This window comes from Haladaptatus sp. R4, from assembly GCF_001625445.1.
Lineage (GTDB): Archaea > Halobacteriota > Halobacteria > Halobacteriales > Haladaptataceae > Haladaptatus.
In genome coordinates, this window is sequence record NZ_LWHG01000021.1 from 515,193 (window position 1) to 528,868 (window position 13,676).

The following is a 13,676-nucleotide window of genomic DNA, read 5'->3' on the forward strand; positions in this document are numbered from 1 at the left end:
TTGCGGAGGTTGCACTTGCAACCGAAAGAGTAGACCCTATAAGCACGGGGCGCGTAGACAAATACGTACCGCCGACGGGAGACGGAACCCACGACTACAAATGAGCCAGGTATACCGACTACATTCGACGCTCGAATTGCCGCTTGAAACCGTTTACGACCACTTCGAAAGCGACCCCGACCTACCGGACGGAATCGACAGCGTCGATATCACCCGCCGGAACAACACACTCATCATCAGTGCGGTCTCGACGGACGAAAGCATCAGCAAGTACACCCCGACCGCGCAACTGAAAGCCAGCGTCTCGGAAACGCGCGTCTTCACCGAGGAGGAGGAAGCGCGACGCAACGCACCACGATGGGGCACGCCGGAGGAGGAGGAAGAGGAGGAACCGACCGGTGAACTCATCGAGATGGCCGCGTTCAAAGGCGACCGCGAGACGGTGCTCCAGAACACCGCGGTGCAGTACCCGATGTTCGAAGTGCTGTGCACCATCGCGCGCAAGGCCGAGAAAGGCACGCTGACCGCCATCGCCGAAGTCGGTGGCGAACTCGAAGCCACCCGCATTGTCGACGGCGACGACCGACCGGCGTCCATCGAAGTCGTCGAGGGGCCGCGCAAGGAGAACTCGTCGTCCAGCGGCGTGAACTGGCGCGACAACAAGTTCATCAGCTAATCGGATACCGCGCGGCCTTCGCAGGGTGTAGAGTGTAGCTATTTCTTCGATTTGCTTGTTAGAAACGCGGTATCGACGATGTGGACTTCGACGCATCCGATACTTCGCCGTTCGTGAACCGAACTGAGAGCGATTCACGATTGAGAACTGTTCACAAAAACGTATTTATGCATGTATACGCTCTTCAGAGATGATCCAAGGGCCGAATTCGCTATTTGTTTTCCGGGAACCCGAACTCTGTCGAACGATGGTCCGAAAATTCGAGTTCGACCCCTCACTAACCCAAACGGTTCTTCACGACGAGCCGAAAAGCACTTTAGCCATCTAATTATATGTAATTACACGCCATGCCAAACGACTTCCCCGACTATCTCGACGTGGACTACACGGACGGCGAAGGCGAGAATCCCGAAGATTACCCTTCGCTCGAAGATAAAATCGAGAAAGCCATCGACGTGACCCGCAAGGGTCTCGAAGAGTACGAAAACCCCGCCGTCATGTGGACGGGTGGGAAGGACTCGACGCTCACGCTGTACTTCATCAAGGAAGTCGCGGAGCGCTACGATTTGGAAGTCCCCCCGGCAGTGTTCATCGACCACTACCAGCACTTCCAGGAGATCCACGACTTCGTGGAACACTGGGCCGACGAGTGGGACCTCGACGTCATCTACGCCCGTAACGAGGACGTGGGTGGCTACGTGGACGAGCACGGTCTCGAACCGGGCGACGACATCGAAATCGGCGCCCTCTCGGAGCACAACCAGCACCACGTTCGTGACCTCCTCGAATACGAGGACGACACGTTCCCGTTCCTGCTCGACACCTACGTCGGCAACCACCTGCTGAAGACCGTCGCGCTCAACGACGCGCTCGAAGAGTACGACGTGGACGGCGTCATCTCCGGCGTCCGCTGGGACGAACAGGAAGCGCGCGCCGACGAGACGTTCTTCAGCCCGCGTCACGACCCCGAAATCTACCCGCCGCACGACCGCATTCAACCCATCCTCCACTTCGACGAACCCGCCGTCTGGGACGCCTTCTGGTACTTCGTCGTCCCGGACACCGTCGAGGACTACCCGGACGACGGCCACGTGCCGCAGGGATTCGACGACCTGCCGAACGGACTCGGACAGGACGACATCCCCGTCTCGCCCAAGTACTTCGAGGGATTCCGTTCCCTCGGCAGCGAAGTCAGCACGCAAAAGAGCGACCAGGAACCGGCTTGGTTGCAGGACATGGAGAACACCACCGAGCGCGCAGGCCGCGCACAGGACAAAGAGGACCTGATGGAACGCCTGCGTGACCTCGGTTACATGTAGAAACCACCTTTTTCTGCGGTCAGGAGCCGAATCCCGCGTCACGGTGACGCGGGATTCGGCCTACTTCCCTGGAAAAAGCTGGACCAAAAGCATTGCACTCCTCCCGTTGGTCGTCGTTTAGCCCGGAAAATCGGAGATTTTCCGGTGGGAGCGCTGATGACTAGCGGCTGTGGAGATTGCCGATTTTTGTCGGCTCTACGGAACGCTGCTTTTGACGTTTATGTCGATCGTGACTTCTGCGAGTGCGGTCTGCGGATACCCGATCATCCCATTTACGGCCGACTTCCAGCGGTTGTGTCCTCGGCGTAATTCACGTACATTCGCCCTACGTATCCAGACCGTCGATGAGTGCTTCGAGCGTCTCGACGTGTTCCTCGAACAGTTCGCGGCCCTCGTCGGTCAGTCGATAGGTCGTTCGAGGCTTCTTGTCCACGAACTCCTTTTTCACTTCGACCGCGCCCGCGTCCTCCATTCGGCCGAGGTGGCTGCTGAGGTTTCCCTCGGTCACGTCCAAGGCTTCTCGGAGGTCGTTGAAACTCACTTCGCCGTGTGCGTAGAGGTGTGCGAACAACTGCAACCGCGTCGGTTGGTGGACGAGTTTGTCGAAGTTCATGCCCCGCGTAGGATTCCGTAAGAAGCGACGGCATAAATGAGGTACGAGATTCCGAAGACGACGTACGCCAACGGACGGAGCGGTTCCCAGTAGGTGAGCAACACGACGTAGCCGATCATCAGCACGCCGCCCAGCGAGAGCGCAAGCCGGTCCTTGCGCCGAATCCGATAGGCACGAAGGCTGTTGGCGGAGATGTGGTAGCCGATACCCGTCAACGTCACCCAGATGCTGAACACGTACCACGTCCATCGACGTAGCCGAGCGCTCCCAAGGGGTTCGTGACGAGTTGCACCACGATTCCCGAGAGAAAGACGAGGCCAAACTTGGGTCTGATCCGATTCTTACTTCGATGACATTTCTCGCTGAACATTGATTCTGTAACACATATAGGTTTGCAATAGAATTTACTTTGTGGAGCAAAGTTATCTCATATATCCATCTAGCGCCGTTTTAGAACGTCGGAGGGGCAAATTAGGAGAGTTCCTGTCACTCGTACTTGACAATTCATCATTTCAAGAAAGTATCTATTTCATGACACTATGTCACACTTTACCCCAGTGAGCTTTTGAATTTGTACAGTTTCGTGCTAGTATGCACTCTTCAGTGAACGGGAGTCGCCGTCGTTTTCTCCGAAGCGCCGGCGTTACTGGCGTTGCACTCACCGCTCCCGTGTCGCTCGCTTCTCGCGCTGCCGCAAAATCGTCTTCCGGAAAACTCGTCTTCATCTACGACGACAGCGTGGCGGAGGATTACACGAAAACGTTCCCGGTCCATCAGGACGAAGGCGTTCCCGCCTGTTCCGCCGCGATTTCCGGCCAACTCGGGGAGAAGGACCGACTGACGGTAAAACAGTTGCAAGAGATGAACAACGCGGGGTGGGAAGTCATGTCTCACACGGTTCACCACCGAGCGATGGGGCCACTCCAACTCGCCGAGGACGCGTCGAAGGGAGATACGAAAGTCTACGAACGCTCCAACCGCCACGGCGACCATCCCGGCGACGAGGTCATCATCTCGAACGGGACGAAAGAGGAAACCGTCACCATCGCGGGCGAGGGGTCGGACGATACGGGCGAGTACGTCACCCTCAAGAATCCCCTCGAAAAATCGTTCATCGCGGATAACTCGACGATGCGGTACACCGACGAGATACTACATTCCGAGATTTTCGACTCGAAGAAACAGCTTGAGAAGGACGGATTCGACGTCACGAGCATGGTACTCCCGTACGGTATCAACGGACAGCGTGCGGAGGCGATGATACAGAAGGAGTACGACGCACTCGCGAACGCGAAGATCGCGGACGGCCTGAATCCGATCACCGGCTTCGACCCGTACCACCTCAGCCGAGCGTATTTCAAGCCCGACTCCGAGACGAAGAAGAAACTCGGTACGTATCTCGACACCGTCGCGAAGGGTGACTTCCTCGGTATCCTCGCGGGCCACAGTTCGTACGAAGACTTCGACCCGAAGCGCGTTCGAACCGCGATTCGGATGGCGAAGGACCGCGACATCGAGATACTCACGCTCCGCGACGCGATGGTCGATATGGGCATCATAGAACGGCAAACGACTACGACGACCACGACGACTTCGTCCGAGAAAACGACGACGTCGAACGACGAATCGACGAGCACGACGAAATCGAGCGGACAACCCGGCTTCGGCGTCGCAACGGCACTGACCGGACTCGGCGCGCTCGCGTGGCGTCAGTCGCGTCGCTAACCCGACGAAAGCCGTGCTGCGTGCTGACAGTACACAATAACCGTTTTGCGTTCGTTTTCTGTCTGTAGAGACACGCATGACCGGCGATCCGGAGGAACGAATCGATCCCTCGAACTACTACGACCGCCTCGGCGAGGGCGAGTGGGAACGCCTCGACGAGTCGTTCAAAAACGGCTTGGAGTTCGAGAACACCACGGAGTATCTCGACCGATACCTCCCCGAGTCGGGACAATACCTTCCCGAGTCGAGACAGTACCTCCCAGAATCGGGACACGTCCTCGACGCTGGTGGGGCCGCGGGAAGGTACGCGATTTGGTTGGCCGAGCGTGGATACGACGTGACCCTTCTCGATCTGTCGGCCGAGCAAGTCGCCATCGCGAGGCAGCGCGTCGCGGAGCGTGACCTCGGCGAACGAGTCACGGTACAACAGGGGGACATTCGTCGGCTTCCCTTCCCGGACGACGAGTTCGACGCGACGCTCTGTCTCGGCGGGCCGCTTTCGCACGTTATCGATGCCGACGAACGGGATACAGCGGTTCGGGAACTCCGTCGTGTTTCCCGCCCCGGCGCGCCCGTATTCGCTTCCGTGATGGGGTACGTCGCCGTCGTCCAGAACCTCATCAAGTGTGCCCCACAGTTCGAGGCGGGCGTTCGGCAACTCCCCGAAATGATCGAGACGGCGACCTACTCGCCCGAACTCGCCGAGAAGTACGAGGGCGAGAATCCGTCGTTCGTGGAGTGTCATTTCTTCCGCGCGGACGAACTCCGCCGACTGCTGGAACGACACGAAATCGCCGTCGAAACCGTCGCCGGACTCGAAGGTCCGGCCTCGAACTTCGGGGCGAACATCGAAGATATCGACGCGGATGCACAGGAAAACGTGGCGCAGGCTGTTCGGACGCTTCGGGAGGACCCGACTATCGCGGATTTGTCGAACCACATCCTCGCGGTCGGGCGGGTCGAATAAGTCCCGGGGAGGTTTTGAAAAACGAGCGGCGGAGCTACCGTGTCGCGCGATACTCGCCGTGTTTCACGCCGAGTGCGAGCGTCAGAAGGCCGAAGACGGCCAAGCCGCCGAGAACCATGGTAACCGTGCTGGTCGACATGGGACTCATGAACGTCCCGACTGCGATGATGAGGAACAGGACGATGAATCCGATTGCTGTCGTCGTTGTATTGAACTCCATACGGAAGCGTTCGGTGAACAGAGGAAAAGCGTTATGCCGATTTCGGGCGCATGAGATTCGCCAGCGTAACTAAGAACCCGAGAACCCAACCGACCGGCACGGCGATGCCGAACCACATGCCGACGTAGGCGAGTCCTTCGAGGTTGAACCGTGCCCGTAGAACCTCGTCGATGTTGCGGTAGGTGAGCACGTTGTCCAGCAACCACACCGCGAGGTTCGTGCTGTTCGGGAAAATCACGTTCGAGAGCGTCGGCGAGTACAGCGCGGCGACGACCGGCGGTAGGAAGATGGCCGTCATGCCGAACGGATACGCGAACAGCACCGTCGTTATCCGACCGCCGTATCGGCTAGTGAGATAGGCCAGCGCTGCTGCGACGGTTGCGACGCCACCGGCGGCGGCGACGGCGTAGAACCCTTCCGTCGAGAAGCGATACCTCGCCAGCGCCGCCAGCCCGCCCCAGACGACGACCGAGAGCAGGATGACGCCCAGCACGCCGAGGCTCGCCGCCGTGCGGTCGATGCGACTCGTGTAGTAGCGCGTGGCGAAGCCGAACAGGACGAACGGATACAACAGCGCGACGATGAAGCTCCCGACGATGCTCCACCCGCTGTAGGCTACCTTGCCCGACGTGCTCTGTGGTCGCCACTTTCCGAGAACCGAGTGGGATTGCTGTCTCTGTCGCGGGAAGAACAATGCCATCCAACCGGTGTGTAACTGTGCGATATCGTATCGTATTGCGTCGATGAGTCCTCCCTGACTCGTCCCGCGTGACATATCGTGATTCCATTCAGCCCGTCGATATGAAGGTTCTCCTTACGGGTCCGAAAACGTACCAATCAGAAAAGATTACTCTGCCCGTCGTCCGGTGTGACCCGGATAGTCGCGCTCGAACCGGTCCTCGATCTCCTCGCGGTTCAACTCGATGACGACGGGGCGACCGTGCGGGCAGGCGTAGGGGTTATCACAGTCGTCCAGCGCGGCGAGCAGGTTCACCACGTCCCCCTCCCGAAGCGACGTGTTGCCGGTGATGGAGGGATAGCAGGCCAAATCGGAGATGAGTTCGTCGGCGACCGCCTCCGCCGAGTTCCCCTCCCGCTCGTCGGACTCAGTCGAGATGAACTCGTTCAGCACGTCCCGGAGCAACTCGGGCGAGAGCGTCTTCTCGAAGACGGCCGGAACCGTCGTCACCTCGACCGTCCTGTCGTCCACGAGCGCGGCGTGAAAGCCCAGTCGCGCCAAGGCTTCCTGGTACTCCTCGAACAGCGCCGCCTCCGCCGCCGTGAGTTCGAGTTCGACCGACGAAGCGAGAACTTGGGAAGTCGTCTCCCCTGCGAACTCCCGACAGAGCCGTTCGTAGTTCACGCGTTCGTCCGCCGCGTGCTGATCGATGAGCACCAGTCCATCACCGGTTTCGGCGACGACGTAGGTGTCGTGTAACTGCCCGAGAATTCGCATGCTCGGCAGTCGCTCGAACTCCCGCTGCGTCTCCCCACCCGTCCCGAAAAGCGTCGTCGCCGCCGTCGGCGCGCCGAACTTCCGTTCCGGTTCGGATGTCGATGCCGAACCCGCGGCGTTCGCTCGGTGGGCAGAATCGTCCGCGTCGTCGGTGGCCGTACCCTCCGCGGTTGCGGTTCGGTTGCTGGCCGACGGCGTGCTCCCGCTCGCTTCCGAACCGTTGCGTTCGCCGTTCGATACCGACCCCGCGTCGGATGCGGAGCGAGCGCGTCCGCCGGGGCGGACGCCGCTCGCCCTGCTCGTCCCGCTTGTTCGGTTCGTCCCGTTCGCTCCGTTCGTTCATCTCGCTCCGTTCGTCCTGTCCTCTCCGTTTGCCCAGTCTGCTCCGTCCGTCCCGTCCCGGTCGGCGGCGAGTCCCTCGCCGCCGACCGACCGTCCGTCGGGTCGGACGTCGTCCGGGAGGGTTCCGAAGCGGTTGTCGTCCGTTCGTCCTCCGACGAGGAACCGGCGTCCGCCGGTTCCTCGTCTTCGCCCTCTAAGTTCGACTGCACGGATTCGGGTGCGACGTCCGCCTCGTCGGGCGCGGAGCGCCCGCGCGGAGCGGACGAACGGATCAGTCCGTTATCGAGCAGAGCGTTCTCGACCGCCTCACGGACCGCCGTTTTGACGCGTCCTTCGTCGCCGAACCGGACTTCCATCTTTCGCGGGTGGACGTTCACGTCCACGGCGTCGCCCGGCACGTCGAGGAAGAGGACGGCGAAAGGGTAGCGGTCGGGCGCGAGTTGGTTGCCGTAGGCGTCGAGGATGGCCTCCCGAATCACCGCGGAGCGAACGTAGCGCCCGTTGACGTAGGTTGCGACGTACTCGCGCGTGCTTCGGGTGGTTTCGGGGTGGCTGACGTGCCCCGACACGCCGACCTCGGCGTCTCCCTCGACCGGAATCATCGCGGTGGCGACCTCCCGCCCGTACACCGAAAGAATCGTGGACTGGAGGTTGCCCTGTCCGGTCGTCGAGAACACCTCGCGGTCGTCGTGTTCCAGCGAGAACGCCACGTCCGGGTTCGCCAACGCGTACTGCGTGACGACGCGGTTGACGTGCGCGAACTCGGTGGAATCGGTCTTCAGGTACTTCCGGCGCGCCGGGGTGTTGAAGAAGAGATCAGTGACTTCGATGGTCGTCCCCTCGGGACAGCCCGCGGGACCGACGGCTTCAACCTCGCCGCCGACGAGGCGGAGTTCGGTGCCCGTGTCGCCACCCCTCGCTTTCGTCCTGATTTTGGTCCGCGATACGGCACCGATGGTGTACAGCGCCTCGCCGCGAAAACCGAGGGTGGAGACGCCCGCTTCGAGGTCGTCGATGTCCCGAATTTTGCTCGTCGTGTGCTCTTCGACGGCGACCTGCACGTCCGCTTTGCTCATCCCGGTTCCGTCGTCCGTGACGGCGATACGCCCCGTCCCGCCGCCATCGATCTGCACGGAAATCCGCGAAGCATCGGCGTCGAGGCTGTTCTCGACCAGTTCCTTCACCACCGAGGCCGGTCGCTCGACCACTTCCCCCGCCGCGATGCGCTGGATCGTCGTCTCGGACAGCGCCCGGATGTCCGTCTCCCCGTCGCTCATTTCTCGAACCCTTTCGTCCCGACGTAATCAAGGTTGGTGTGTCGCCCGCAATAATATAATGAATAATAGGGATAAAATCGCAACGTTTACTCCCGTCCGTGGCATGTACGCGCTTGCTATGGAATCGTTCACCGAAACACTGGAACTCGTGAGGCTGGGTAATCACGTTCGAATCGAACTCGAAGACGGGGAGGCGTTCGAAGGCCCGGCAAGCCCGATCGATTACATGCCCGGCGACCGGTTCCGACTCGAAATCGAACCGAAACACGAGCGGATTCGGCGATGTGAAGTGAGCGCGGTCTACGTCGATGGGTCGTGGACGCCGCCCGAAGTCCGCCACTACAGCCTCGGCGACGAGGATTGGATCGTCGCCGGGGAAGCACGAGAGATGGAGATCACGCGATAAAGGCGTGTACCGCGTCAGATTAGCCATTTTGTTTTAGACCAGAAAACGAAACGACTACTTCGGACGGTCTGCCACGAACTCACTGGTGAGAGCTGCGAGTTCCGAACGGAACGCCCCGACGTCGAAATAGCCGCGCCCCTGAAACAGCCGGTCGTTCTCCTCCCGCGCGATGTCCTCGAAGACGCGGTCGTAGAGGCTATCGACGGTGACCGGTCTGTCTCGGGCTTCGAGCCGAGTTGCGACCCGTCGGAACCTGCGGTCGGTTCCGAGTTCGTCGGCCAGTACATCGGCGGGTTGCCTGGCGGGGGACGGCCCGTCTTCCGTCTCGAAGTTCCTGCTCAGTTGCGCCCTGTCGCCGGTTTTGTTCCGAAGGACGACGCCAGCCGCCGGGCCGTCGTACCAGTTCGAGTCCGGGATTTCGTAGGATTGCGGGTCGAAATCGACCGCTCGAACTTCCTTCTGGAAGGTGTTTACCGAGCGCAAGCCGAGGCTCGCGTACACCTTCTCGACGGCGTCCGGCGGGAGGAATCGTTCTTCGTCGGCGAACCACACGTCGTACCCGAGAAACGACGGGGTTCGTTCCCAGTCGTAGTCGATGGTCCGTTTCACCGTCGCGTCCCCGAAGAAGACGACGGATTCGACGTCCTCGACGGCGGCGTGCAACGCCTCTCGGTCGAGGTTCTCCCGGAGGTGGCGCAGTAGGTGGTGGTAGGACGGCGGAACGTCGTCGGCTTTGTAAACCCGTTCTCGGTCGCCGAGCCGGATCATGCCCGAATCTCGCAGTTGGAATCTGACGCCCGCTCCGTCGATTTTCTCTTGAATCCAGAGGTGGCCGCGTTCGAGCAGGGATTCGGGTGCCGCGTCTACGGTCGGAATGGACGGATACTGTTTCATCGTTGTGGGGGGAGGGAAGTCTTCGGACGGCGGGGTGTCATCGAACGATACCCGGTCGCGTTACTCGTAGCTTTTCATGTGGTGGTCAGAACGGGGGAAGCGTCCAACGGAACCGCCATCGAGAGGACGACGACGCATATCTTTCCGGTCGACTATTTGGCAACAACCCCTTTATAAACATGAGCGAGGTGTTTATTGCAATCAACAGCCCAGTACCATACAACCGATGTGTGCAGATCAATTCAGTCCGGGGTTGTCACGGGTACTCGGCTCGGAGGCGCGGTGTGACCTCCTCGCTATCCTCGCCGAGAATCCCGACGAGTGGCTCACTGCCGCCGAACTGTGCGAACGGGCGGGAGTTTCCCGGTCGGGCTTCCACCGCGATCACAAATCCCTCCTCCTCGGCTTCGACATCCTGGCCCGACGTGACGAAAGCGCCGACGGCCACACGTTCCCCACCTACCGACTCGCCGATACGGAACAGGTCAACCTGCTCGTCGAACTCCACGACGTACTGGAGACCAAACTCGAAAACACGGACTCGCTGCTCGCCGACGCGCTCACCGGATTCGTCCAGTAGTTCGAGCGGAACGGGAAAACAGACTCCCACAGCGAACGCCCTCGAAAAGATCGAGACAACAAATTCGTTTTCCACCGACGCCTGCTGTGTGTTTGCTCGATAGACCATCCCGGGATCACGGATCTCGTCGTGTCCTTTTGCGTTTATTTATATATTACAACAGTTGGTAGTCTTAAGAAAAGTATTCCTCCAAGTGTGTAATGTATTTTAATGCATGTCAGAGAACGACCTGAAAGCGTACTTGGCGGAGAATCCACGAATGATCGGCGTACTGTTCGCAATCTGTCTGTTGTTATCACAGGCGGGGAATGCGATGGGGGCAGTCACACTGACTACAAACGGACCGTGATAAATTAAATATCGAGATCGGTAATCTCGTCGCTCCAACGGAGATTCCCATCAACGATAACTGGAAGCAGTTCCATCTTTAATGAATCTCTGAATTCTTGTTCTGACAATCGAAATTTTGCGAACAGATCTGAGGCCAGATAGCGTGTGACTGATTTTTCTATGTTTGATGCTGCCATCGTACCCAAACTATAAGTCGAAGTTGGGAAGCAACAATGAGTCACAACGAACTCGGTACCCTCCCGATCAACTCGAAACATAGCAGGCGTCCCGCTCTCGCTCTGACACAACGTCACCCCACCGTCACCGATCGTCACGTACTCCACGCCGACGACCAGTTCCTCCTTTGCGATACTGAGCGCGGCACGAAGCGAAAAGCCACAGTTCAGCAGACGGGCGAGTGACCGACCGATCTTCGTCGCCGAGGAGTTGACGACTTCGGCGAGGGTGACGACACCGCCCTTGCTTCCCTTCTCGACCAGCATCTCGCCCTGCCGGTAGGACCGACAGGCGTTCAACAGGAAGGCATCGACGTTGACGGTTGTGAGCGAGTTCGCGTCGAGGAAGCCGTCCGCACAGCGGAACCCGCCGTCGTCGACGTGACCGATGTAGTGCAAAAAGTCGGCATCGGATTTGAACAGCGCCGCGAGTTCGTCCGTCGTGATCTCCTCGTGAATCGAGACGTCGAACGCCACGAAGTCACGCAGGCCGTAGAAGCGCTCCACGACGTTCTCCTCGTCCATCGCCACGTCGTTGCAAACGACGTGGACCTTCAGCGCCGAATCGTCCGGTTCGGTGTAATCGACGGTCTGGCGCAGGGACTCGATGGGGACCTTGTTCGCCCCGATGGGGTAGCCGTTGCCGACCCACGCGTGTTCGGTGGTGTCCGCTGATTCGACTTGGAACAGTTCGTCGTCGCCCCAGTCCCACGCCTCGTCGGTGCTCCGCGTGAAGTCGCCCGCCGGAACTGCGGTCCGCGTGAAATCGTCCAACATCTTTGGCTTCGGCGCGACTGTGTGTGACTCCGGGTTGTGCGGCGTCCGGAGCAACGACAGTTCCTTCGCGAAGTACGGGAGCGCGGGAATCGTCTCCGCCGTCGGCACCACGTCGGTCGTGAGATGCCAATCGAGGAGGTGCGGTTCCAGCGTTTCGAACGGAATCGAGAGGTACTCCGGAAGCTGTTCGGCGAGCGGACGGTCGTACAGTTCGGCGAAATCGAGGTCCACGAGCGGCTCGACCTGCGTGCGCTCGTGCAGTTCGACTTGGTAGTACCCCTCCGTCCGCGTGAGACAGTCGAGGAAGAACGCCTGTCTGAGGACGCGATTGACTGTCGCTTCGTATCCGCCTGCTCCCGCGAGCGGATACTCGAACGAATCCGCAACCAACCGTGGCGCGCTTCCCGGCACGACGTCAGCGCCGAGATAGTACGCCAGCGACGCGGCGGGATACACGTAGCGCCGTTCGGACGGTAACACGAGTCGAACGCCGGTCTCCGGGCGCTCGATACCGTTCGGAACGTCGAACGCTTCACCGCGTTCGATGAGCGGCGGATGACCCCGAAGCGTCGGAAACGACCGCTCACAAGTGGTGGTCTTCAGCGCCGACCCGAGATACGAGACGGCGGCCATCGCGTCGTCCACATCGTTGGTGACGGTGATCGTCCCCGCCGGACGCTCGTGAAACGAGCGTGCACCGACGCGGGCCCGACGACATCCGTCGAATTCGATCATTGCGGATGTCGTCCCGTGGTTCAACGTCAGCGCGCTTTCGACGGCGATGTAGAGTTTCATCGGCGTGCTCTGCACTTCCAGCAGGTAGCTATCGAAGTCGAGCGACAGATCGTCGAACGTCGTGGCGTCGGTGGTGATCTCGCCGTCTTGCGTTCGCACGACGACCGACAGGTGGTTCGGAATCTCGATGGCGGTGGACTCGAAGCTCACTGCCGCGTCGATGGGGAAGTAAAATCCCGTCGTGTCGATGGGTTCGGTAGTGAGCGGTTCGGTAGTGTAGAGTTCGAATCGGACGTTCTCGACCGGATCGAAAATAGCGAGACCGGAACGCCTGTCGAGTGTATCGAACTCCATGCGTACTAATTGTGAACGGTATGTCTCGGGACGATTATAGTTCTACCCACACCGTCGTCTTGTCGAGTTCCGGCACGTGCCAGCGCTGTTCGGCCTTCATCCCCGGTTTCCGTCGAAGCTCGATGCGCGCATCGAACAGCGGCGTCAACTCGCTCACGATGTCTCCTCATCGTGGACGCGCAGATGATACTGGCCAATCCCGTGAACGCCACGAATCGTCGCGGTGAGGGTCCGTAGCGATTGTTTGGTCGCCCGTCCGTCCCGTTGGAGCAGGGGAAAGAGCGAGTCGATACCGACACGGAGTTCCGCAGGGAGAAGCCCTTCGGAACGCTCCTCGTAGAAACTGATGGCGGTCTGGATTTCGTCGCGGAGTTGCCGAACGTTGTCCTTTTCCGGCGGGCGAAGATAGGACGCCGCCGACGTCGCGTCGACCGGAATCGAGCGCTCACCGTTTCGCTGATCGATTATCCACGTCGTCGGATCGGTGGGTGAGACCGATTCCGGCAGTCGGGATTCGGGACTGTCGATGGTTCGATCGACGAGCGCGAGGATTCGATACCGTCGCTGACCGTGGCCGAACAGGACACGGGCCGCCTTCGCCGACAGCCAATCCGGCACGTTACCGGTGATGAGGATGTTGCTTCCACGCTTCTTCAACAGCTCTAACCACGTTTGGAAGTTCGCGTCGTCACCACCACCGCGAAATCTGAGCACCGAGGCCATATATTACCTACTGAACATATATTAAATAAATATACTGGATTGAACA

Annotated in this window: 15 protein-coding genes and 1 pseudogene; 7 read left to right on the forward strand and 9 right to left on the reverse strand. The window is 59.9% G+C overall.

Annotation, left to right across the window (positions count from 1 at the left end; genetic code table 11):
* The first annotated feature begins 100 nt into the window (after window positions 1-100).
* A complete protein-coding gene (locus A4G99_RS12175; protein WP_066143872.1) occupies window positions 101-676 on the forward strand; it encodes a hypothetical protein in 576 nt (191 codons plus the stop codon).
* A 347-nt stretch (window positions 677-1,023) separates the two neighbouring features.
* Window positions 1,024-1,995 carry a phosphoadenosine phosphosulfate reductase family protein gene (locus A4G99_RS12180; RefSeq protein ID WP_066143876.1) on the forward strand — a complete coding sequence of 324 codons (972 nt, stop codon included), beginning with the start codon at window positions 1,024-1,026 and terminating at the stop codon, window positions 1,993-1,995.
* A 325-nt stretch (window positions 1,996-2,320) separates the two neighbouring features.
* Here the strand turns inward: A4G99_RS12180 and A4G99_RS12185 are convergent, their stop codons facing one another.
* Both A4G99_RS12185 and A4G99_RS12190 read right to left on the reverse strand, forming a co-directional pair.
* Window positions 2,321-2,608 carry a transcriptional regulator gene (locus tag A4G99_RS12185; protein ID WP_066143882.1) on the reverse strand — a complete coding sequence of 96 codons (288 nt, stop codon included), beginning with the start codon at window positions 2,606-2,608 and terminating at the stop codon, window positions 2,321-2,323.
* On the reverse strand, window positions 2,605-2,844 hold the full coding sequence (locus tag A4G99_RS12190) for a hypothetical protein (RefSeq protein WP_066143884.1): 240 nt from the start codon (window positions 2,842-2,844) through the stop codon (window positions 2,605-2,607). The genes A4G99_RS12185 and A4G99_RS12190 overlap by 4 nt, the downstream gene beginning before the upstream one ends.
* 433 nt (window positions 2,845-3,277) lie before the next feature.
* Between A4G99_RS12190 and A4G99_RS12195 the strand changes: the two genes are divergently transcribed.
* Together A4G99_RS12195 and A4G99_RS12200 are read left to right on the forward strand one after the other, a co-directional pair.
* Window positions 3,278-4,333, forward strand: coding sequence for a polysaccharide deacetylase family protein (locus tag A4G99_RS12195; protein ID WP_066143887.1), 1,056 nt, complete (start codon window positions 3,278-3,280; stop codon window positions 4,331-4,333).
* Between the two features lie 76 nt (window positions 4,334-4,409).
* Window positions 4,410-5,300 (forward strand): bifunctional 2-polyprenyl-6-hydroxyphenol methylase/3-demethylubiquinol 3-O-methyltransferase UbiG, encoded by an 891-nt coding sequence (locus A4G99_RS12200; RefSeq protein WP_066143890.1) that lies wholly within the window; start codon window positions 4,410-4,412, stop codon window positions 5,298-5,300.
* A gap of 34 nt (window positions 5,301-5,334) precedes the next feature.
* On the opposite strand, the gene A4G99_RS12205 is transcribed toward A4G99_RS12200, so the two are convergent.
* The 3 genes and pseudogenes from A4G99_RS12205 to mutL form a co-directional block, all read right to left on the reverse strand.
* Complete coding sequence (locus A4G99_RS12205; protein ID WP_066143895.1) at window positions 5,335-5,520, reverse strand: hypothetical protein; 186 nt, start codon at window positions 5,518-5,520, stop codon at window positions 5,335-5,337.
* A gap of 31 nt (window positions 5,521-5,551) precedes the next feature.
* Window positions 5,552-6,295: a hypothetical protein gene (locus A4G99_RS12210; protein WP_066143900.1), complete on the reverse strand. Its 744-nt coding sequence runs from the start codon at window positions 6,293-6,295 to the stop codon at window positions 5,552-5,554.
* A 72-nt stretch (window positions 6,296-6,367) separates the two neighbouring features.
* Window positions 6,368-8,595 (reverse strand): annotated as a pseudogene (mutL, locus tag A4G99_RS12215) (DNA mismatch repair endonuclease MutL).
* A gap of 118 nt (window positions 8,596-8,713) precedes the next feature.
* Between mutL and A4G99_RS12220 the strand changes: the two are divergent.
* Window positions 8,714-9,001, forward strand: a complete 288-nt coding sequence (locus A4G99_RS12220; RefSeq protein WP_066143904.1) for a hypothetical protein — start codon at window positions 8,714-8,716, stop codon at window positions 8,999-9,001.
* A gap of 54 nt (window positions 9,002-9,055) precedes the next feature.
* On the opposite strand, the gene A4G99_RS12225 is transcribed toward A4G99_RS12220, so the two are convergent.
* A complete protein-coding gene (locus A4G99_RS12225) occupies window positions 9,056-9,895 on the reverse strand; it encodes an RNA ligase family protein (protein ID WP_066143908.1) in 840 nt (279 codons plus the stop codon).
* A gap of 226 nt (window positions 9,896-10,121) precedes the next feature.
* Between A4G99_RS12225 and A4G99_RS12230 the strand changes: the two genes are divergently transcribed.
* Together A4G99_RS12230 and A4G99_RS28735 are read left to right on the forward strand one after the other, a co-directional pair.
* The gene (locus A4G99_RS12230) at window positions 10,122-10,475 is read left to right on the forward strand and encodes a hypothetical protein (RefSeq protein ID WP_066143912.1); all 354 of its coding nucleotides are present in this window, start codon (window positions 10,122-10,124) and stop codon (window positions 10,473-10,475) included.
* Between the two features lie 214 nt (window positions 10,476-10,689).
* Window positions 10,690-10,824 (forward strand): hypothetical protein, encoded by a 135-nt coding sequence (locus tag A4G99_RS28735; RefSeq protein WP_255359092.1) that lies wholly within the window; start codon window positions 10,690-10,692, stop codon window positions 10,822-10,824.
* A gap of 4 nt (window positions 10,825-10,828) precedes the next feature.
* Here the strand turns inward: A4G99_RS28735 and A4G99_RS12235 are convergent, their stop codons facing one another.
* Genes A4G99_RS12235 through A4G99_RS12240 form a run of 3 tightly spaced genes read right to left on the reverse strand, consistent with a single transcriptional unit; the run spans window position 10,829 to window position 13,630 of the window.
* Window positions 10,829-12,907 carry a hypothetical protein gene (locus A4G99_RS12235; RefSeq protein ID WP_066143914.1) on the reverse strand — a complete coding sequence of 693 codons (2,079 nt, stop codon included), beginning with the start codon at window positions 12,905-12,907 and terminating at the stop codon, window positions 10,829-10,831.
* Window positions 12,908-12,941: 34 nt separating this feature from the next.
* Window positions 12,942-13,064, reverse strand: coding sequence for a hypothetical protein (locus tag A4G99_RS28740; protein ID WP_255359093.1), 123 nt, complete (start codon window positions 13,062-13,064; stop codon window positions 12,942-12,944).
* A complete protein-coding gene (locus tag A4G99_RS12240) occupies window positions 13,061-13,630 on the reverse strand; it encodes a hypothetical protein (RefSeq protein WP_223301854.1) in 570 nt (189 codons plus the stop codon). Before A4G99_RS12240 ends, A4G99_RS28740 begins: the two co-directional genes overlap by 4 nt.
* Between the last annotated feature and the right edge of the window lie 46 nt (window positions 13,631-13,676).